Annotated in this window: 16 protein-coding genes and 2 pseudogenes; 8 read left to right on the top strand and 10 right to left on the bottom strand. The window is 27.5% G+C overall.

Translation table 11 applies throughout. The features are described 5' to 3' along the window. Positions 1-16: 16 nt before the first annotated feature. Entirely contained in the window at positions 17-211 is a 195-nt protein-coding gene (locus tag IGJ11_RS13590) for a helix-turn-helix domain-containing protein (RefSeq protein WP_438772690.1), read from the bottom strand. Positions 212-250: 39 nt separating this feature from the next. Continuing rightward, the gene (locus IGJ11_RS13585; protein ID WP_438772688.1) at positions 251-823 is read right to left on the bottom strand and encodes a recombinase family protein; all 573 of its coding nucleotides are present in this window, start codon (positions 821-823) and stop codon (positions 251-253) included. Positions 824-1,064: 241 nt separating this feature from the next. Here IGJ11_RS13585 and mazE point away from each other — a divergent pair, with 241 nt between their 5' ends. The 3 genes and pseudogenes from mazE to tnpA form a co-directional block, all read left to right on the top strand. Continuing rightward, positions 1,065-1,295 carry a type II toxin-antitoxin system PemI/MazE family antitoxin gene (mazE, locus tag IGJ11_RS13580; protein WP_438772686.1) on the top strand — a complete coding sequence of 77 codons (231 nt, stop codon included), beginning with the start codon at positions 1,065-1,067 and terminating at the stop codon, positions 1,293-1,295. Then, positions 1,295-1,636 carry a type II toxin-antitoxin system PemK/MazF family toxin gene (locus IGJ11_RS13575; RefSeq protein WP_438772684.1) on the top strand — a complete coding sequence of 114 codons (342 nt, stop codon included), beginning with the start codon at positions 1,295-1,297 and terminating at the stop codon, positions 1,634-1,636. The genes mazE and IGJ11_RS13575 overlap by 1 nt, the downstream gene beginning before the upstream one ends. Positions 1,637-1,868: 232 nt before the next feature. Beyond that, a pseudogene (gene tnpA / locus IGJ11_RS13570) lies at positions 1,869-2,186 on the top strand (IS200/IS605 family transposase); the annotation flags it as partial. A gap of 140 nt (positions 2,187-2,326) precedes the next feature. Here the strand turns inward: tnpA and IGJ11_RS13565 are convergent. Together IGJ11_RS13565 and IGJ11_RS13560 are read right to left on the bottom strand one after the other, a co-directional pair. Next, complete coding sequence (locus IGJ11_RS13565; protein ID WP_438772682.1) at positions 2,327-3,520, bottom strand: glycosyltransferase; 1,194 nt, start codon at positions 3,518-3,520, stop codon at positions 2,327-2,329. Positions 3,521-3,551: 31 nt separating this feature from the next. After that, the gene (locus tag IGJ11_RS13560) at positions 3,552-4,730 is read right to left on the bottom strand and encodes a nucleotide sugar dehydrogenase (RefSeq protein ID WP_438772680.1); all 1,179 of its coding nucleotides are present in this window, start codon (positions 4,728-4,730) and stop codon (positions 3,552-3,554) included. A gap of 2,075 nt (positions 4,731-6,805) precedes the next feature. Between IGJ11_RS13560 and xerS the strand changes: the two genes are divergently transcribed. Further along, positions 6,806-7,891 (top strand): tyrosine recombinase XerS, encoded by a 1,086-nt coding sequence (gene xerS, locus IGJ11_RS13555; protein ID WP_438772678.1) that lies wholly within the window; start codon positions 6,806-6,808, stop codon positions 7,889-7,891. A 690-nt stretch (positions 7,892-8,581) separates the two neighbouring features. Here xerS and IGJ11_RS13550 read toward each other — a convergent pair. Then, the gene (locus tag IGJ11_RS13550; RefSeq protein WP_438772676.1) at positions 8,582-10,717 is read right to left on the bottom strand and encodes a BspA family leucine-rich repeat surface protein; all 2,136 of its coding nucleotides are present in this window, start codon (positions 10,715-10,717) and stop codon (positions 8,582-8,584) included. Positions 10,718-11,618: 901 nt separating this feature from the next. Here IGJ11_RS13550 and IGJ11_RS13545 point away from each other — a divergent pair. Together IGJ11_RS13545 and IGJ11_RS13540 are read left to right on the top strand one after the other, a co-directional pair. Then, a complete protein-coding gene (locus tag IGJ11_RS13545; protein WP_438772675.1) occupies positions 11,619-12,116 on the top strand; it encodes a hypothetical protein in 498 nt (165 codons plus the stop codon). A 272-nt stretch (positions 12,117-12,388) separates the two neighbouring features. Next, positions 12,389-12,919 (top strand): annotated as a pseudogene (locus tag IGJ11_RS13540) (transposase); the annotation flags it as partial. 859 nt (positions 12,920-13,778) lie between these two features. On the opposite strand, the gene IGJ11_RS13535 reads toward IGJ11_RS13540, so the two are convergent. From IGJ11_RS13535 to IGJ11_RS13515, 5 genes are all read right to left on the bottom strand, one after another. Next, a complete protein-coding gene (locus tag IGJ11_RS13535; RefSeq protein ID WP_438772714.1) occupies positions 13,779-13,844 on the bottom strand; it encodes a transposase in 66 nt (21 codons plus the stop codon). A 791-nt stretch (positions 13,845-14,635) separates the two neighbouring features. Further along, positions 14,636-15,052, bottom strand: a complete 417-nt coding sequence (locus tag IGJ11_RS13530) for a hypothetical protein (protein ID WP_438772673.1) — start codon at positions 15,050-15,052, stop codon at positions 14,636-14,638. 35 nt (positions 15,053-15,087) lie between these two features. Continuing rightward, positions 15,088-15,267 carry a hypothetical protein gene (locus tag IGJ11_RS13525; RefSeq protein ID WP_438772671.1) on the bottom strand — a complete coding sequence of 60 codons (180 nt, stop codon included), beginning with the start codon at positions 15,265-15,267 and terminating at the stop codon, positions 15,088-15,090. 341 nt (positions 15,268-15,608) lie between these two features. Further along, on the bottom strand, positions 15,609-15,878 hold the full coding sequence (locus IGJ11_RS13520; protein ID WP_438772670.1) for a hypothetical protein: 270 nt from the start codon (positions 15,876-15,878) through the stop codon (positions 15,609-15,611). Between the two features lie 196 nt (positions 15,879-16,074). Continuing rightward, positions 16,075-16,299, bottom strand: a complete 225-nt coding sequence (locus tag IGJ11_RS13515; RefSeq protein ID WP_438772668.1) for a hypothetical protein — start codon at positions 16,297-16,299, stop codon at positions 16,075-16,077. 505 nt (positions 16,300-16,804) lie between these two features. Here IGJ11_RS13515 and IGJ11_RS13510 point away from each other — a divergent pair. Next, positions 16,805-17,119, top strand: coding sequence for a transposase (locus IGJ11_RS13510; RefSeq protein WP_438772667.1), 315 nt, complete (start codon positions 16,805-16,807; stop codon positions 17,117-17,119). Positions 17,120-18,308: 1,189 nt separating this feature from the next. Continuing rightward, positions 18,309-20,798 carry a phosphatidylglycerol lysyltransferase domain-containing protein gene (locus IGJ11_RS13505; protein WP_438772665.1) on the top strand — a complete coding sequence of 830 codons (2,490 nt, stop codon included), beginning with the start codon at positions 18,309-18,311 and terminating at the stop codon, positions 20,796-20,798. Positions 20,799-20,832: the final 34 nt, after the last annotated feature.

Raw genomic sequence — 20,832 nt, 5'->3', positions numbered from 1 at the left:
CAAATTCTTCTATTTTTTATCGAACTTTTTCTGGAACCTTAATTTGCTCGAAATCAGTTCGTGTCTTCCTAACTAAACCAACTAGACCATCATGTTTATATTTTTGTACCCAGCGATAGAGTGTACGAGTAGGTACTTTATTTTTTATAGCTATTTCTTTTATCGTTTCTTGTTTATTAAGATAAGGCTCAATAATTTTATATTTTTTCATCGCATCTATTCTTTGCTATTCTGAAAAACTAGTGAGCGTTTATTTTCCATCTTTTTCGTCCATTTTATCTAAATAACGATAAATCGTTGTTCGAGAAACATTCCAACGTTCGGCAATAGTTTTAATGGGTGTTCCACTATCAACTAGTGTCTTTAATAATTCTAAGTCTTGTGCTTTTAATTTTTCAGGACGTCCTCCAAAGCGCCCTCTTGCTCGAGCCGCTTCTCGTCCTGCTGCAGATCGTTCCAAGATCAAATTACGCTCAAATTCTGCAAATGCCGCAAACAAATGAAACATAAGTTGTCCTGTAGAACTTGATTTATCCATCGTAATATTTTCTTGAAGACTATGAAAACTCACACCACGTTCATTCAGTCGATTAACGATTGCAATCAAATCTTCCATATTTCGACCTAAACGATCTAAACGCCAAACAACCAGTGTATCTCCAGAGCGAACATAATCGATCGCCATTTCTAATCCTGGTCGATTACTTTTTGCCCCACTCATATGATCGGTAAAAATTTTTTCACAGCCAAATTTATTTAGGCTGTCTTCTTGTAAATCTAAATTTTGTAAACCTGTAGATACTCTGGCGTATCCTATTTTCAAAAAAATCACTCCTAACTAAAATATATTGTAACATAACTTTATCCGCATAGTTTAATTGAACATAGATTTTGGCATGGGTTTATGAACACGAAATGAACTGTTTTTTTGAAAAATAAAGACAAAAATCAAAGTGTTCAGAAACGGGTCATTTTATGGACACTTAATATCTACTAATAAATGTTTTGTAAAACTTTGCGTTACTTAGTGTTGTATAGTAATATAAATAAAAAGAGGTGTTTATATGCTTATTACAAAATCTAGATTACAAGGAAGTTCTGTAGTAATTACACTACCATCTGATAATGGTAAAAAACCTTCAGATAATCAAGAATACATTGTTGTATATTCTGATGATGGGACAATCATATTAGTTCCTAAAATTGAAGATCCGTTTAGTGGAGGAGAAGAAGCGGAGTATTATGAAAAAGATGAATGGGAATATTTAACTCCTGAAGGGAGAGAAATTTTATAATGTTAGAAGAAAGAAAATATATTCCTAGAAAAGGAGATATCGTTTGGATTGATTTTGATACTTCTACAGGAAAAGACATTCAAAAAAGAAGAATAGGACTAGTTGTATCTCGATCTGAATTTAATCGTAAAACCATGGTTGCAGTAATTTGTCCCATTACTTCTACTATAAAAAAGCTACCGACGCGTTATTCTCTTCCTGAAGATTTAGATACAAAGGGACAAGTACTTATTTCTCAATTAAACTCCCTCGATATCAAGAACAGAAAACTCAAAAAGGTAGAAAATTTACCCTTACAAGATGTGGCTAAAATCGAGCAGATTATTCAGTATGTATTTTAAGCATCATAAGTTTAATTAGTTTTGAAAAATAAATTTAATTTTTTTTTTATAACATAAATTATTTATATTTTAGTAAATAATATTTTGATACAAATTGTCTTTAGACTTAGTTTCACTCGCAAAGCGAGTGAAACATAAAACCAGCTGCTATGCGGGTGGGGAATAAATGGTTCTATCAAAAATCCCTTCATATCGTTAAAATATGATTGTTCAGGAAAGGAAGGGATAGGAAATGGCTAATAAAGCAAATCGTTTAGCCAATACAAAGTGGCTATGTAAATACCACATTGTATTCACAGCAAAGTATAGAAGAAAAATCATCTATAATCAATATCGAGCAAGCATTCAAGAGATTATTAAACGGTTATGTAAATATAAGGGGGTGGAAATATTAGAAGGACATATGATGCCAGATCACGTTCATCTGTTATTGAGTATTCCATCAAAAATAAATGTGCCCAGTTTTATGGACTATCTAAAAGGAAAAAGTGCGTTAATGATTTTTGACAAACATGCGAATTTAAAATATAAGTTTGGGAATCTCCATTTTGGGGTAGAAAAAAAACAAATTTTTCATTGAATGTAAAAAATTTGTTTTTTCTTTTAGATTGAAAAGAAGGACTATTGCTTAAAATAAATATGTTTATATAAAAAGGCATTAAAAATTTTTCTAAATGAAGAATTTATAGTTTATCTAGTACCCCATTTATTATCTTTTAAATTGCATATTGCATATATTCTAACAGGCAACAATATACTTATATGAATAAAACCATATATAATAAACGTTAAAAATCCTACATCTTTGGTTCTATATATTGAATAAATAATTCTAACAAGCGCAACTAATACTAAAATAATAAAATAATTTATTAAAATACTAAAATTCATTGTTAAAAAAAACTGGAAAAATAAAATTAATATTGCAAAAAGCAACATAATAGGTAATATCAGTTGCATTAATAAATCATATAATAAATAAAAAGGTTTTTCCAAAGAAAATTTAAAAGTCCATAACATCTCTCTATAAAAACTTTTATTCCATCTAATTTGCTGTTTAATATATGTTCTTATATTCTCTGGAACATAGGTGTATGCTGTAGCAGTATTATCATAAATAGTTTTATATCCTTCTGCGAGTATTAAATTTGTGAGATGTCTATCATCTCCATATGTGCAATTTACTCCCAAAAATCTTTGTGTAGTATATTTATGTTTGATTTTATCAATAATATTTTTTTTATATATTGAAAAAGGTCCTGAACAACACATAACTACACCGCTAAGACTTTGAGCTTCTCTCTCTTGATTAAAAGCCATCCAATATCTGTAAGAAATTAGCTTAGTTAATAAATTTAGTGATTTATTTTCAACTTCCACATTTCCTGTGATGCCTCCAATCATTTTATCCTTGATAAACCCTTTAGATAATTTATAAATTGATAATTCATCCTTTAAAATTGTATCAGAATCAATAGTAACTATATAGTCTCCAGAAGCTATATCAAATCCTAATTTTTGACAATGCCTTTTACCTATGTTATTTTTAGGATAGAGTATATTTACAAATGGTTTATGTTCATAATAAGAATAAACATTTTCAAATAGTTCTTGTCTATTATCAGATTTATCATCGATGATAATCAGTTCTAAATTTACTTTCTTTTGTCTTAAGATTGAGTGAATAACTTTATTAACAATTTCCTTTTTTTCATTATATATAGGAAGAATTACCGATACATTAATGTATTCTTTTAAATCATCATTCTTACTATTTTTGTTGGTATTAATATAGTGTTTTTCACTCCTAAAAATTTGTATTAATAAATGCGTTATAGATAATAATCCGTATATCACTAAAAATAATTTAATCCACAGCTGCATTTTTTCTACTCTCCTCCTTCTATTTATTTCCTTAATTATTATGGAAAATATCTCTAGTATAGACTTTGGTCATAATATCTGATAAATTATTATCCACTCTATTTGCTAGAATAATATCAGATTTTTTTTTGAATTTTTCGAAATTATTGATTATTTGGGTATTGTGATACATAGTTTGATTTTTTATCTTAGGCTCATAGATAATAATTTCTATATCTTTATTTAACATTTTTAAATAGTCCATAATATCAGTTATTGACGCTTCTCGAAAATTATCAGACCCTTGTTTCATAATTAATCTATAAATTCCCACTGTCCTAGGATGATATTTTAATACTTGCTCTGCTAAAAACCTTTTTCGAGTATCATTAGATTCTATAATAGAGCTTATTAAATTGTTAGGTATTCCTTCATAATTCTTATTTAATTGTTTAGTATCTTTAGGTAAACAGTACCCCCCATATCCAAAAGAAGGATTATTATAATAATTACCTATTCGATTATCTAACCCTAATCCCTCAATAATATTTTTACTATTTAACTTATTTATCTCGGAAAAAGTGTCTAGTTCATTAAAAAAAGCAATTCTTAGAGCCAAGTAAGTGTTAGAAAACAACTTTATTGCTTCTGCTTCCATAGAGCTAACATAAGAAATTGCCAAATTAGATTTTAAGCAATTCCTTTGAAATAAATTAAATATATCTCTTCCTAAATTGCTAATATCACCAACTATAATTCTGGAAGGGTATAAGCTATCTTTCAAAGCATTACCTTCTCTTAAAAATTCTGGACAAAACACTATATTATCAGTACATAACTCTTTTCTCATTCTTGAAGTAAATCCAACTGGAACTGTCGATTTTATTATTACTTTTATTTCTTTATTAAAAGTAACAATTTTTTTTATAACATTTTCCAAAATAGAAGTATCAAAACATTGAAGTTCCTCTGAGAAGTTAGTAGGAACACACACTATAGAATATTCTGAAGAAACTATAGCTTCATTAAATACACTAGTAAATTCAATATTTAGATCATTTTTTTTTAAATATTTGGTAAATAAAGGGTCTTCTATATATGATTCTTTTTCTTTTAACTTTTTTATTTTAGATTTATCTAGATCATATGCAAACACGTTATCTTTTTGACTTAATAAAAGAGCATTGGATAACCCTACATAACCTAATCCGATCACTGATATGTTATTCATCTTTAATCTCCTATGATTATTTTTGTAAAATGTTATAAATCATTATATATTAATAAATAATTTATAATATTTTTATGTTTATTTTGTTTCATAAATAAAAAAAATACTTATTTATATATAATAAAAATTTTTTTATTCTACAGTTTTTTATTGTAGAAAAAGAAAAAGGTAAGTATTACTGACACTAATGCAAAAGGTAGCATAACAAGTAGTGATGAAAGAGATAGCATTAGTTTAAAAGTTATTTCTGATATTCTAAATGACTTAGTGTTAAAATAAATAAAGCCACCAAAAATAATATGGGAATAATGAATATATTACCATTCATTATGGATTTAAAAACAATATAAATCAATCTATTGGTATAAGTGTAGGAGATTTTGAAATCGTGAATTAAGATAAAAAGCAAGAAATACTGGGTTTATAGAAAATTTTGTAGGAGAGATTAAATCAGGTGAAACTTTAGAAGGGGATGGAAGTTACACATAGAATTTTTCTTCTGATGACAGTTCTATAAAATATGCTCCTAACGCTACAAATGATGATAAATCTGGATCATCTTGGAAAATTTAAAAATGATATTAATCTAAAACATAGTATTTTTGTAGTTAATAGTTTTTTTTAATAAAGATTATTAACTACATTACTTATCTTAGATAGTTAGTGTTTTTGAAAGGACTTATATAAAATACTAATGAAAAAAATGGAACAATGTTTAGTTAATCTTATGAAGAAAAACAGTTCGAATATGATATATAATTAGGATTACTGCATCAAGGTTATGAATTTAAATCCGAAAGAATATATGCAACTTGTAGGATAATTAAAATATTTTACTGTTTTGGAAAAAAATATAAACGTTTGAATAATAAAATATATTCGTATTTTGAACTTAAAGGAAGAAGATGATGCGAATACAGTGTTAATATATGAATATACTCTGCGCAAGAAATATGATTAGTATATTAGATGAAAATTGAAAGAGATAATATTATTTTTCATAGTTGGGTATCGAATAACTATATAGAAAATTTACGTTTTCTATATACTTAGATGTTTTACAAGCTATACTGGGTTTAATAAGAGCTTTTCGTTTAGTCATGGCATGTTTTATTGTTTATTGTGATGATTTATCACTATATATAGAGAAATGTACTAAAATGAAATTTTCCGTTATGATATAATATTTATGCTGTCTGCTACCCCGGCCTATTCTGGCAAGGGGAGGAGGTTGTATTATGAATTACCTTTTCGATATGTTTTTTGCAATCGTAGCAGAAGTAACCGCACATTACATCTGTAAATGGCTTGATTGCAAAATTATTGCCAAAAAAGACAGTAAGCCTACCCGTTAATCTGAATAGAACGTAAAAGAAAACCACTAGCCCGCCAGCTAGTGGTTTTTGGTGTATCATGAATCACCTTTTCGTTAAAACGATTATAACATATTTACTAAAAAATACAATTAATAGATAATAGACGAATTATCATTACCACTTTTATGAAAAAAGGAATAATCATTTATCAACAAGTTATTGAAAAGAACGATCGTACTTTGTTGATGCTTGAGATATGGCTATATCCATCTTATCAATTAATATTTTTTTTTTGAATTTCTGCTTGAAGTTTTTCTTCATCTAAAAATCTAAAAAAATTGTATCTCCAGGATGTACCCATTTTTATTAAGAACCGCCTTTGAAATTGTTAATACTACTAAATTCTCCACTTCTCGGAATTTTATTTGTTTAATTGCACAGTCTTCTCTCTTCTTCTATTCTCTTTACATATACCGTATATACTATTGTTAATATTAAATCAAGAATACGCTCTCTTGTGTCTAACTATATAGAAAAATCGTTCTTTCTATAGAGTTAAGATAAAAAATTTTTAGAATACAAACTACTATTCCTTCACCTATTTATATATACCATTTATTTTAAATAATTATATATAACCTTATATATTATATGTTTTTCAAAAAAATATAGTATACCAATTGACAAACACCCCCTATTATTGGTATAGTCCAATTGCAGAGGTACTCCTCTTCCCTATTTATTGAAAGGATGAATAGCATGAAAAATACAGAAATATATCAAAAAATAGATACAATTATACTTAATATGCCCGATTATATACAAGATTTTGTTCAAGATCGTGAGGATAAAGATCAATCACCTCTTACCACTTTAGAATACCTAAAAAATTATAAACTATTTTATGATTGGATTCTAAGTGAGTCTATTGTTTCTGACACTTCTATCACATCAATAAGACAATTGACAGCTTATGATTTAAATTTGTACAAATCTCACTTGAAACGCCGCTCAAAAGAAAATGTCAAAAAAGATACAACAAAATCTAAACTCAAAGATAATAATAATTTAGGACTATCCACTTCTACTATCAATAGAAATATTACAGCATTGAAAGTTCTATTTAAATATCTTTCGAAAAGTTCCAATAACCCTCTAGGAAAACCTTATTTAGACGATAATCCTATGAATCAAGTAGCAACTATCACAGATAAAACTACTTTAGCTGCACGTGCAAATGCTATTGAGAAAAAATTATTTCTAGACGAAGATACACAAAATTATCTCGATTATATTGCTAATGAATATAAAAATAATTTGAGTAAACGAGCTCTGATCTATTACCAACGAGATGTAGAAAGAGACCTTGCGATTAATGCATTGATTTTAGGGGCGGGATTGAGGCTCTCCGAGGTTGTAAACATTAATTTAGAGGAGCTATCTTTAGATAAGAATAATGTGGTAGTAACTAGAAAAGGAAATAAGAGAGACGCGGTCAATATAGCAGCATTTGCAATGGAATATTTAGCTAACTATCTAGCTATTCGTAAAGAACGATATAAAGTAACAGAAAACGAAAAAGCATTATTTTTAGCAATTTACCAAGGAGAAGCCAAACGTATATCTGGTATTGCAATCGAACGGATAGTAGCAAAATATTCAAAAGGTTTCAGAGTTCAAGTTAGCCCACATAAATTACGCCATACGTTAGCTACTAGACTCTATCAACAAACAAATTCATTGGTATTAACTGCACAACAATTGGGACATTCCAGTACCAATACAACAACTTTATATACCCATATAGATAATGCAGCTACAATTGATGCATTAAATTCTTTATAATAAAATTATATATGAAAACGAAAATAATTTTTAATACATTCAAGAGAGATAGTAAGATTTTGAAAAAGCAGAATATAGAGATTGTTGAAATAGATTGAGAAAAAAAGAATTAACGGATGATTTCTAATAGAAATATTTTCTCAAGAAAAAAGAAAGATAATATATATATTGAGTATTGAAGAATTATATGGAAAGTAAAAGTACAATGGTAGTTTATATCATCAAGACAATTTGGATACTAATTTATGGATCGTTGGAGCAATTGATACTAAATATTTCTTATCATGAATGAATTTGTTATCTCTTGATGCACACAATATAATATAAGTTAAAAAAGTAATTACTTAACTAAAATTAATTTGAGAATAAATAGCTTGGGATAAAAATTATCCCAAGCTATTTTGTAAGTGTAAAACCGAATAAACGGTGTTCAAGTATCACCGGAGCCACTCGATGCTTGAAGGATGTCTATCTAGGTGACAATCAACATCGAAACAATTTTTATTTCTCTCATCAAATTTCAAAAGATTCCTTCTCTTTTTGATGCAAAATACGTTTCCTCAATTAGAGTGAAGTTACTCAATTGATATCTTTTCAAATTTTTTATTACTATTAATAGCAGTAATCTAACTATATTTATCCAATCGATAATTATCATTTCAGCAAAAAGAATCAATCTTATTTCATACATTAAGGAGCAGTAACTAGATTCCAAGAAACTGTTGTTGAATAATTACCGACCGCAACATTTTGAGAATTTGGTAACACAAGTGATATGTTTCCTAGATTCAAATCATAAACACCGTTTAACTCAGTTGAACTATTTTTAGACATGATGGTAGTAGGAGTAGTAGTAATCTTTGCATTTGAGTTTTCTACCGGACTATTCACCGGTTTTAAGTCTAAATTGGGATTATAAGTAGTTCCATTGTTGATATTAAGCGTCACTCTTGCTTGGTTGCCAACTTGCAAATAGGCTTCTGCTGGAAAATTGGAAGGATTTCCGACCAATTGAGCAGTTAAATTCCAAGCAGTATTTGATTTTCTTTGGTCTCGTATTCCAATATTAAGCGTACTACTTTTTACAAACGGAACCATTTGTTGTCCGCTATTTTTTAAAGGAATTGGTTGATTTCCTGTAGTAAATACATTAGGTAGATAAGCAATAGCTAATGGTTCCTGCGTATTTAACACCCGATTATCAGTTGCTGTCTTAGGCATTTGAATCCACTCTGCTGAATATATCGCTTGTTGTTTCACTAAATCTACAACAGTTTGTGCCGTTGTATTCGTATTCCACCGAAGAAAAGTCGTTCCTGTTTTTTTAGGAACTTGTTTATTTAACCAACTATTAAATATATTCATATCCAATTGTGTACTATTTACAGCACAAGAGGTAAAATAACTTAACGTTTCCTTATTCGAAGATGAAAAAGTTCCACCATTGGCATTTAACATCGGATATTGATTAACCGTTCGATTATCTCCATTAAAATTGTAGTTATTAAACTTCAAAGAGGGTGGGAACTCTGGAACTACTAATATTAAAGGTGTCTCAACGGAAGTATAAAACATATTTGTCGTATCAATTGTGCCAATTGTCCCCCCACCTGCATACACTATTTTAGAAAAATTAACCAATTTCAATTTTGGACAATTTTTAAATAAATTTTTCATTGTTTTTACACCCAATATTCTAAAATTAGATAAATTCGACACGTCAAATGAAGTCAAATTATTACAATTTTGAAACATAGAACTCATATCTGTTACATTCTCCATCGTAATATTAGGTGCAGAAGTCAAAGCTGTATTATAAAACATTCCAGTTGTAGATTTGAGACTGGTACTAAAAAAATTAGTAATATTCACTAATCCTGTATTATTTACGGATGTACAATTTTGAAACATATAATTAGCGTTTGAAACTTTAGTAGACAAATCAGGAAATTGTATACTAGTTAATTTAGGGCAATTTTGAAACATATAAGAAGTATCTGTTATTGTTTGCTTATAACCACCAGAATTTAGATCTGGAGAATTTGTCGGCGAAAAATCCAGCCCAACCAAAGAAACTGTTTGTAAATTACTTGCTCCTCTAAATGCCAAAGCAGCACCGCTACCTGTATGAACCCCTACTTTGTAATTTGTTCCATTCCAGTTACCTTCTACAAATTTCACGCTCTGTATAGTTTGTAATCGATCTCTAAATAGGTAATCCTTAGTATTATTCGCATTTAAGTTGTTGACACTAACTCTCCGTATCCCTCCTCTAGTATTTATTATTCCAGGAATAACTACTAAAGGACTATTCCCTTTGTACCTTAAAAGACGAACATAGGAAACGCCTCCCACATTACGATCTAAATAATAATCAAAATTATTTAACCATACTTCTCCTTGTTGTGCATTCATCCATGTACCATCTACTAAAACATTACTACTTGAATTTTTAGCTAAGTAGGACTGATTCATCCGTTCTCTTCGAACTTGAGGTAAAGATTCAGTTGATTCTGCACTACTTTTCTCTGCAGTTGTGTCTTCTGATGAAGAGGTGAGTTCATTTTGTAACTGATCGTCATTAGTACTTGTATAATTGGTTGAATTAGTTATTTTCTGTGTGTCAGTAGTAAGAGACGAGTTAGAAACAATATTCAGAGCATCGTCTTTTTTGACTTGCTCCTTACTTTTTTGGATTTGTTCTTGCAATACATTCGTGTGATCATCATCTGCATGTGCATAAAAGGTAGCAAAAGAACAAATAGTAGCAACAACCATCGTACTTACTAAAAAAATAGAGACCACTTTATATTTCGTTCTGTTCATTTATTTTCTCTCCTTTTCTTTTTTCCAGTCATATAAAAACTAAGGTTACCAGACTTGAACCTAAACTAGAAACCATATAATTGATAGAAGTAACAGACACTGCCGTCAATTGTATAATTTGGGATTTATAAAAAGATGATTACTTTAACATTTTTATCTCTACCCTCCCTATATAATTTTGAAGATATCAAATAACGCCCTTCGATAAAACTTTTTTTTTATTTTTCACTAAAAAAAAAGTGTTTTTCTTATATTCCGTTATTAAACGTTTAAAAAACTAAGACTTTCTATCTTTCCCCTTACTAGATAAAAAATCTTAGTTTCTTCCTATCACTTATAAATTTAAGACTACTAAATTATTTATCATAAAAAGAGAGCTGATTCCTAATATCTAATATAAATAATAGTAAACTAGCTATGATGAATAGCCAATTACAACCTAGTTGATTCAGTGATTTTTTATTAGTCAAAAGCCACCTATACTCTTGAAATATTGGCCACTAAAAAATTAGATAACTGTTATAAGCTCCAGATCATTTGTCGATATAAGTAAAAGGTGTTGATCATTATTTAGCGTTCTCTTGACATATATTGAAAGAGAACTAAAAGTCCTCCTCAAGCCAGCTTTCAGCTTCTTAAGCAGTAAATATATTGCCATCGCTAAAAAAATATTTGTTAATATCGATATCCACTTTTCGGAATAAAAAATCGAATTAATTTATTATTAAATTAGATCCGCTGTATATTACTGATTATATAAAAAAATATTCTACTTAATCTATTAAATAAAATATTTTTATAATTTGTTTAATCAGTCAATAAAAAAACGAACATCTTTTTTATTATATACTATAATGAAATGTAAAAATTAAGATTAGCAATTAATTGGAGGAACAATCCTATGCAGTCTCTTAATGTAGAACAAGATTTCAATTATTATCAGAGAACTATGAAAAATATATACATCACTTATTATCGAAAACAAATAGCTATTTGTTTGGGGATATTACTAGCTTTATGCATTCTGTTTTTTATTTTAGATAAAACTATTTTTATTTTATTTGTTTTTCCTGTATTTTTTGGAGTAATTTTCTATTATTATTCTCAAAGTAAAAACTTTGATGTAATTTATCATAGTTTTTTAGCTTATCATCATAAAAACTTCACGGTACAAAAAATTAAAGAATCTGAGTATTATTATTTGATTATAGATTCTAATTCTCCTGTCAAATTAACTAAAAAAACAGCAAGAAATCTTCCTTCTCCTACTTCCGATTTAACTATATTGATTGGTTTTAAAAAAATTTTTTTTGCTAAACAGCCATTTCAAATTATTTATTATAACCACCTAGATCTTTCTTATGACGAATCATATCGTATTAAAAAAACTCGTTATTGAGGCTCTATACTTTTTGATGTTGGTGAAATTCACCAACATCTTTTTTATGATGTAAAAGCATAGAAAAGACACCCTGAAATCCTTTAGAATTAATTTGACAAACCAATTCATAGGAGGATTCAAGATGTCTTATATTCAGCTTATCAAAGATACCCTAAATATTCTAGACCTAACTATCTATTTCGAGGAAAATTGTTTAACTAAAGAAAGATATAAAGGGCAAATTTGCTTGATTTACAAAGATACTCTTCAATACACGCCCGAAGAGTATCCACATTATCCAACATATAGGAAGAACTTTTTTAAACCACCGAGTAAAGGAAACCAAGTCAAGACTTAAAAGTGCTTCTCAATCCCAACATGGGCTTGGAAAAAAAATGAAACGTTATTGGAAACTCCTACAAAAAGAAGAGGGAAAGTTGAACGACGAAAAAAGGGTTTGGCGTGCCAGTTTTAAAGATTATTTAACTGAAAGCAAGATTGTCGATTGACTGCTAGTCACCTGTCCCAACCTGCAACAAGGCTATCAATTATACCAAGAAGTAAATCATTCACTATTTGAGGACTGTTTATCCAGAGAAGTCAGCCAGCTACCTGAAACTTATGTGACAACTTTGCGAACATTTAAATAGTTTCTGCCACAGATCCAAAAAGCCCTCTGCTACAGTTATTCAAACGGACCACTAGAATGTTTAAACAACCATATCAAAGTATTAAAACGCAATGTTTATGGGTTTCGAAATGTTTATCATTTCAAACGACTGATTGTGATTCGGCACAGTAAAACTATTTTAACCAAATAAAAAGAACAGAAAGAAGTTTTTCTTCTTTCTGCAAATTATTCTAAGATTTCTCTTTACCAATATCATTTGACAAAGAACCGTTATTGACTTTTTGAGGCTATACACTTAAAAAGTGCTTTATTAACTCGAATTCAGATGACTATTCTTTAAACGATTCATAGTTTAAATCCATAATTTCTCCGTTCTCTGTAAATAATTAGATTTTTAAATACGTTTTTTTAAAGAAATATTCTAGTATACATTAGCCCATTTTATTAATAAGTGCTTCGGTAAAGATTATTTTGATAATATTGTATATAGAATTTTTTATTCTGGATTTTGGGATATCTTTATATAAAGTTAATTCTGTAACGATAGCCAATCTTTTATGCAATGTTTGAATTGAAGCAGATGTAACATGATTAAGAATTAGGGGCTTGGTGTCTTTAAAATCATTATAAGTACAAGTTATATATGTAACTTGTTCTTCAATAAATAAACAAACAACAACACTTTTTTCTTAAGCTAAATACAGGATTATTGACTCTCAATAAACTTAAGTCGTTTTCCAGTGGAACGGAGCACACCTTTTTTGAACAATTCTATAGATAAAAAACAAAAATAAAGAAGAGTAAATATCCACCAGTGAAAATAAGTGGATATTTAAATGACCTCCAACCGATCACAGTTTTATTTATTTTTAATTATTTAAATGGTTCTACGTACTCTTTGTTTGTTTATTTCTCGAACATCAATTATCTTGTAATTTAACCAATCATACTTACATAGTGCCATTTAGACTAAACACTTTTATTCTCATATTTACATTTCAAATTCGTATTTTTTTCATAGGTTAAGGGTTCACTTCGTGTTTTAAATATCACATGAAACTAGAAACACTGATTTTTGGTGATATTCTCGCTAACATATGGATATGGTCAGGCATGAGGTGAACTTCAATGTTTTTGACATATTTCATTTCACATAATTCTATTAATATCTATCCGATAACTTTCCACAAATCACTTTTCGCAGATACTTTAGGATAAAAACTATATGATACTTTATCTAGTATATACTAAACTTTTATCATTAAAGTTAATTCGTCAACAAATAAAACTTCGCGATTTTTGTTTGCATTCCTTGCGAGTGAAACAAAAAAATTAGATCAATAAAACTTTTTTAAGCCCTTGATCCAACTTCATGAGAATTTTATATATATTATAAAAAAACTGCAGAAAACTAAAAATAAAATAACGGACATCATTTGTTTCTTCTATAAATTATAAAAATTTGTGTGAACTTTCTATTCACAAATGGTAATAGAAAACATTTACTTACATCATAAAAAATATGCATAATACTAATGCAATCTCCTTATGAAATGAAACATATCGTTTGACGTCTTCATAATTAAAGAATAGAGCACAACAATAAAGTAACTATGATAATACATATGATTATTGTTGTTCTAACTAAACTTCCATAGTCTACAACCTTAGCTATCAACATATTTTTTTAATTAAATTTATCATATAAATTAATTGAAACATATGGATATCCAAAATCTATTAATATTGCTGTTAATAAAAAATACATGTAACTTGTAACTGCCTTACTGTTAGTTAACTATGTAACATCAATGCTTTATATATATATTCTTACATATTTACTATATAGTAGGCTTTTGTTGAGAATAGTCATATATTCAGTTAAGCTCTTCAATCTTTATATTTTTTAATATGCTCTGGATATTTTTCTCTTTTTTTCCTGGACACAAAATTTGGCTAAAAAACTAATATCTTCAAACTCTTCTGCTACATAGTCTATATCCCTAAGATAATCGACATAAGAAAATTTTGATTCTCTGATCAAATAATTTTCGGCATCTCTTTCACTTTGAAATTTTTCATATGATGCTATTTCTACTAAATTTAAAACTTTTGCTTCAATTTTTAGTAATTTAGGTATTATAATCATTAAATTTTGATTTTCTTTCATAAATAGATTCTTACCTTTATCTCTTAGTATAGATATTTTACTTAATATATATTGTATATTTTGATCTACAATCCAGCTACATTCATTTCCAAAATTTTCATTCCTTACTTGACGTATTTTTTTCTCTATTTGATTATTATTTAACCATTCCATTAATTTATTTTCTCCTTATCATAAATAAATTCAAATTAAATGATACGATTTCGGTATATTTTCCAATTCCCTATATTGTCTTTCCTCGTCATGAGTATTTTACTTAACTTTTGTACTTCTTTAACTTTATTTATGTCTTTCATCCAATGCTCATCAAATGTCAATATAGAAATTTTTTTCATAATTTCTTTTTTATTCTCTTTATTGCTACTCATTACATTCCCCTTTTTTGAATAATAACTCAAATATCTAAACATAAAATTTTATAGTAAAAAATTATCATAAAAATTTCATATATAATCATCTAAAAATTTCATATGGGTAAAAAAATTAAGTGAATATAAATTTTATTTTAGCATTAGTTACATATTCACTAAAATATGATAAAGTAAATAATAAAAATACTCACTACTCATTAAAAGTGATTTAAAATAGAAACCAAATGGCTACCTTAACTACTTTATTTAATACATTTATTTTGAAAATCTTTAAGTATTTACTCTTTTTATGTCTACTTTATTGACATCTATCCACCATATTAGTACACACTAAATTTTTATAACGATTCTTTTAAAAATTTCATAAGGTAATAAAAAAAATTTAAAATTGAATTTGGAACGAACTTATTTATGGTCGTATTAAATAATTTTTTTGTGTTTCGCTTTATTTTCTTATGAGTAGAATATAAAGTTTCTTCTTTATATCCTTCATTTGTTTCACTTTCATATTTTAATCTTTTTTGATTTATTCTCTTCTCTCTTTTTTTAATATTATTCATTATATTTGTATTATGTTCAATTTCTATTTTATAATTATCTAAAGACATTGTTGGTAATGAAACCAACAAGATTATGCTTATAAGTATAATTAACACACAGTATATTTTTTCAGTTTTACTCAATTTCACATTTTTATCCTTAATATTTTATTAGTATGATTTTAAAATAAAAAACAAGGATTGTTACAAACATTAATTACTAATAACAATCCTTGTTTTCTTTTAATTTTTTACAAAAAATTATCTATTTTGATGAACTGTTTTTTGTTTCATTAGTAGAAGAAGCTGAAGATTTGGTTGAGTCATTGGTATTCTTGCTTGTTGATTTACCATCACCACCTCTAAACTCCACACTTTCCGTCACATTTGTCTTAATTTCAGTATCTTTATCTTTAGAATTGCTACTGCACCCTACAAGTGATAAACATATGAAAGCCATCCCTAAAAATACTGCAAATCCTTTTTTCATAAAATGTACACATCCTTTTTGTTAATTTATTTTGTACATTTAATATTTTATAAATAAATTAGACTATGTTCTTACTTTGTTTTTTCATTCAAAATATAAATAAAAAATTCGTTTGATTATTTATAGAACTCAAGCATTTTAAAATAGGATTTATGATAGGCTATATTTTTCATTCTACATTCCAAAATACTGGTTTAATGGTTTTACTTGATCTAGTAAATACTAAAAATAATCAGAACTTTAATATACTTCACTCTTATGAAATATCTCATCAATTATTTTTGTTGAATTACATTTTGAACACTTACTAGTCCTCTTTCAGTAGGAACTAAATCATTAAGTATAGCCTCTGCTTTTTTTGCTTATCTTTCTAAATATCTAAATGAATGTTTGATGTCTCTTACCTTAGTACACGCCAGAAGAATGTTCACACTGTCTTTGTGTAATCCCCTCTAGGATTATGCATTAAGTAACCATTCTACGTTTAAGTGTCACAATTTTTATTATGACGAAAGGACAAACGCATGAAATATTAGATATTGTCGAAAATCGACTATTACCTTATTTAGAACTCTATTTTTCTCGGCTTTCCATAGCGAATCGAAAATCCGTTGAATTCATTATTATTGATAGGTATGTTTCATTGATAAAAAATCTTTTCCTAAATACTCAGTTGCTTATTGATCGTTTCCATATTGTCCAACATATAGGAAGAACTTTTTTTAACCACCGAGTGAAGGAATCTAATGCATGGCTTAAAAATACTTCTCAATGCCAATATAGTCTTGATTATTGCTACAAACAGAAGAAGGAAAGTTGAACAATGAAAAACAGGTTTATCATGCTAATTTCAAAGATTATTTGACTAAAAATGAGATTATCGATCGACTGTTAGCTACTTGTCCCAACTTGAGAGAAGAGTTATCAGTTATAATTATACCAAGGTATTCTTTATGCATTAAATAAAATAGAGCATTCACGGACTGTTTAACCAGAGAAATCAGCCAACTACATGAAACCTATGCATACATTTAAAAAGTTTCTGCCATAAATCCAAAATGCCTTCTACTACATTTAGTCAAACGGACCACTAGAATGTTTAAACAACCTATCCAAAAGTGTCGATTGCCAAATTTATATTTTGAATTTGCAAGCTTATCAAAAATAATCCATGTACTATTTTCTTTGTTATTCTAAGATTTCTCTTTACCAACATCATTTGATAAAAAAACAAATAAAAAAGAGCTGTATCGAAAATCTAAAACTTTTCATCTAATTCATACATATATTCATCTTTTTGTTTATTCTAACTCTAATACTCCATGTATTCCTTCTTCTACTTCACCATTGATTTATCCATGTCTATCGCTATTCCAGTTACTAGGATTAATTTCTTTTATGAAATCAGTGCAACTAACTTTCCTTCTTAACCAAATATTTCTTTTACCTCCTTGAAATATTGATCTTTAATTAGTTCGTAGATATTTAATTCCATATATGTTCATGCTATCTATAAAAACTAGTATCTCTTTATTGAATTATAATTTTTAAGATAAACATAATATAAAAAAATAGCTGACCGCCATTTTATATTATTATTATTATGGTTATTTAATAACTTAAATAGCAAACAAAGAATTTAACCACTTATAATGTTTTCCTGCATGTTAACACATTAAAACCCATAAAAATTTTCATGGTTTCTGCAGTTTACCATCTACGAATACCAACACTTTTTTATTTAATTTGAGTATTTATTAATAAAATTTGTTTATACACCTAGCAAAGTTCACTGAAATTTTAACTTTCAGGCTGTATGACTATATTCTTTATAACTATATAGGAAGTTTTATAGAATCTATTAATGTTTTGAAAAATCATATTGATTATTTTATTATGAAAGTCACGCTCAATTATTTCTATAATTTAAATTAATATAGCGGTATCATGATTAATAAATTTTTCAAATTCTTCCAATAATCAATGGATAATAAGGAGAATAATTTATAATGAAGTTTATCAATTCAAATATTTTTAAATTTTTATTTGCATCGTCAATTTTTTTATTTACATTTTTTAAGTTGAGAAATGAAATTTCTTCTATAAATTGGCGTGAATTAATCAAAATTTTAGGATCTAAACCTTTAACACATACTGCGGGAGTATTTTTAATTGGTTGTTTTTGTATCTTGATATTATGTATGTATGATTTCATAATCATAAAAGAATTTAAGACTGTTCATCTATCTCTCTCCAAACTGATGAAAATTAGCTGGATAGCTAATTCTTTTAATGTTCTCTTAGGATTTGGAGGTATTATCGGAGCAAATATTCGATATAATTTTTATAAATTATACATCAATAACAATGAAAAAAGTAAATTAAAAAAAGCAATCTCATTATTGATGATATCTACAATCTCTGGAGTAGGTTTACTGTCTTTACTAGTAGTATGCAATATTTTCAATAATGATAATCTATTAAAAAATAACATTTCACTTAAAATATTTTTGTTTATATTAGTTATTTTATTGCCTATTTATCTTATATATATTACTATTAAACCGCCAATTATTGATGCCAAATGGTTAGGGTTAAAATTGGTTATAGTATCTTCTACTGACTATCTAACATCAGGAATTGTTATGTACACAGCTATGAAATTTATGAATATTAACATAAGTTTCATAGATATGGAAAGTATTTTTATTATAGCGACAATTGCCGGAATTATCAGTATGGTTCCTGGAGGATTAGGTGCTTTTGATCTTATCTTTTTATTAGGTGTTACACAAGAGCTAAATATTGAAAAAAGTTTAATTGTTTCGGCACTTGTTTTATATCGTATTTCTTATTATTTTGTACCATTTGCTATTGGCCTAGTATTATCAGTTAGTGAATTACAGCATACTTTGTTGAATACTGCAAAAGAGAGTCAAATAACTATATTATCCAAAGAAATCGGTACAATAGTATTTTCGATTACACAACAGCAAATCAAACAATTAGGAAGATCGTTAACTGTTATTATCTTTTCATTTATTTCATTTTACTTTATAAGTGATTCTCTTCTCTTACTTATTGGCAATGAACAAAGCATCTATTTATACTTCGTAGTATTGCTAACTTTGTGTTGTAGTACCCTAATTTTCACAGATAGTATGGGTATTATTGTAGGATCAAAAGAAACTTATAATTTACTTCGTATAAAATTATTTTTCTTATCTGCAGGTGAGGTATATCTCTTCTATCAATATAGATTATTACTGGGAATTATTTTAGTCTTATTTTTATGGATTGCATGGGCATTTTTGAAAAAAATTACTGAAGTAACTGTTATAAAAAAGAGCATTACGGAAAAAGTGACATGGATAATGATATATTATCTGATATTTGACACAATCATCGTAAACATGAAATTTATGCAAAATTATCAAATCTTATGTACTTTTATAGCTTTACTTATTTGTATAGTTTTTTCATATTTAAATAGACAAAGTCTACGTTCTCAACTTACATTAGACCTAAATATTTTAACTAAAGAAGAAACCTTAAAAGTGTTTTCTAAAATAGATGGAAATAATTTAGCTCATTTAGCTCTATTGGAAGATAATCAGGTATCTTTCGATAATCAATATGAAGTAGGAATTATTTTTCAGGAAACACCACATACTATTTTTGTATTAGGAGATCCTTTAGGTAACAAAAAAAATATATTTCCATATCTAAAAAAACTACTTCTTGCCGCTAATCAAAAAGGGAAAGAAATAATTTTTTATCAAACTTCTACAAACTATTTAGAATACTTCAACGATTTAGGTTGTAAAATATTTAAATTAGGAGAAGAAGGAACAATTGATTTAACTACATTTTCTTTATCTGGTAAAAAGAAACGAGGATTTCGAGCTACCTTAAACCAACTAGATAAATTCCATTATAAATTTCAAATTGTTTATCCTCCTTATTCGACAGAGTTATTACGAGAACTACAAGAAGTATCTGATAAGTGGCTTGATACAAAAAAAGAAATGTCTTTTTCAGTTGGTAATTTTGAAAAAAGTTATTTAAATAAAGCTCCAATTGGTATTTTAAAAGACGAACAAGATCACATAATTGGTTTTGTTTCTATTATGCCAACATATAATGATGAAACAATTTCAATTGACCTAATCAGATGGGACAATTCATACAATCTTGCTGCCATGGATGCACTCTATTTAAAAACAATCTTGTGGGCTAAAGATGAAGGATACCTAATATTTAATATAGGAATGGCTCCTTTCTCTAATTCACATGAAAATAATATAAATCTAAAAAATACTGTTATAACAAGCATATATTCTAACACTAATTATTTATATTCTTTTCGTGGATTACGAAATTATAAAGAAAAATATAAACCATCCTGGAGTTCCAAATATTTAATATATAATCGTAAAGTTCCATTATTTCTCAATTTATACTCATGTTATAAACTAATTCATTCCAGTAAACCATAGAAAATTAGTTAGCTTATATCTCACTGTATTTTAG

This window comes from Enterococcus sp. DIV0691, from assembly GCF_051711145.1.
Taxonomy (GTDB): Bacteria; Bacillota; Bacilli; order Lactobacillales; family Enterococcaceae; genus Enterococcus_B; species Enterococcus_B hirae.
Note: the sequence above shows the minus strand (reverse complement) of the source record. Positions and strands in the feature narration are given on the sequence as shown.

Excerpts from the sequence above, each read along its gene's own strand:
- IGJ11_RS13590 (WP_438772690.1), bottom strand. The coding sequence starts at position 211 with ATGAAAAAATATAAAATTATTGAGCCTTATCTTAATAAACAAGAAACG.
- mazE (WP_438772686.1), top strand. The coding sequence starts at position 1,065 with ATGCTTATTACAAAATCTAGATTACAAGGAAGTTCTGTAGTAATTACA.
- IGJ11_RS13575 (WP_438772684.1), top strand. The coding sequence starts at position 1,295 with ATGTTAGAAGAAAGAAAATATATTCCTAGAAAAGGAGATATCGTTTGG.
- IGJ11_RS13565 (WP_438772682.1), bottom strand. The coding sequence starts at position 3,520 with ATGCAGCTGTGGATTAAATTATTTTTAGTGATATACGGATTATTATCT.
- IGJ11_RS13560 (WP_438772680.1), bottom strand. The coding sequence starts at position 4,730 with ATGAATAACATATCAGTGATCGGATTAGGTTATGTAGGGTTATCCAAT.
- xerS (WP_438772678.1), top strand. The coding sequence starts at position 6,806 with ATGAAAAATACAGAAATATATCAAAAAATAGATACAATTATACTTAAT.
- IGJ11_RS13550 (WP_438772676.1), bottom strand. The coding sequence starts at position 10,717 with ATGAACAGAACGAAATATAAAGTGGTCTCTATTTTTTTAGTAAGTACG.
- IGJ11_RS13545 (WP_438772675.1), top strand. The coding sequence starts at position 11,619 with ATGCAGTCTCTTAATGTAGAACAAGATTTCAATTATTATCAGAGAACT.
- IGJ11_RS13530 (WP_438772673.1), bottom strand. The coding sequence starts at position 15,052 with ATGGAATGGTTAAATAATAATCAAATAGAGAAAAAAATACGTCAAGTA.
- IGJ11_RS13525 (WP_438772671.1), bottom strand. The coding sequence starts at position 15,267 with ATGAGTAGCAATAAAGAGAATAAAAAAGAAATTATGAAAAAAATTTCT.
- IGJ11_RS13520 (WP_438772670.1), bottom strand. The coding sequence starts at position 15,878 with ATGTCTTTAGATAATTATAAAATAGAAATTGAACATAATACAAATATA.
- IGJ11_RS13515 (WP_438772668.1), bottom strand. The coding sequence starts at position 16,299 with ATGAAAAAAGGATTTGCAGTATTTTTAGGGATGGCTTTCATATGTTTA.
- IGJ11_RS13510 (WP_438772667.1), top strand. The coding sequence starts at position 16,805 with ATGACGAAAGGACAAACGCATGAAATATTAGATATTGTCGAAAATCGA.
- IGJ11_RS13505 (WP_438772665.1), top strand. The coding sequence starts at position 18,309 with ATGAAGTTTATCAATTCAAATATTTTTAAATTTTTATTTGCATCGTCA.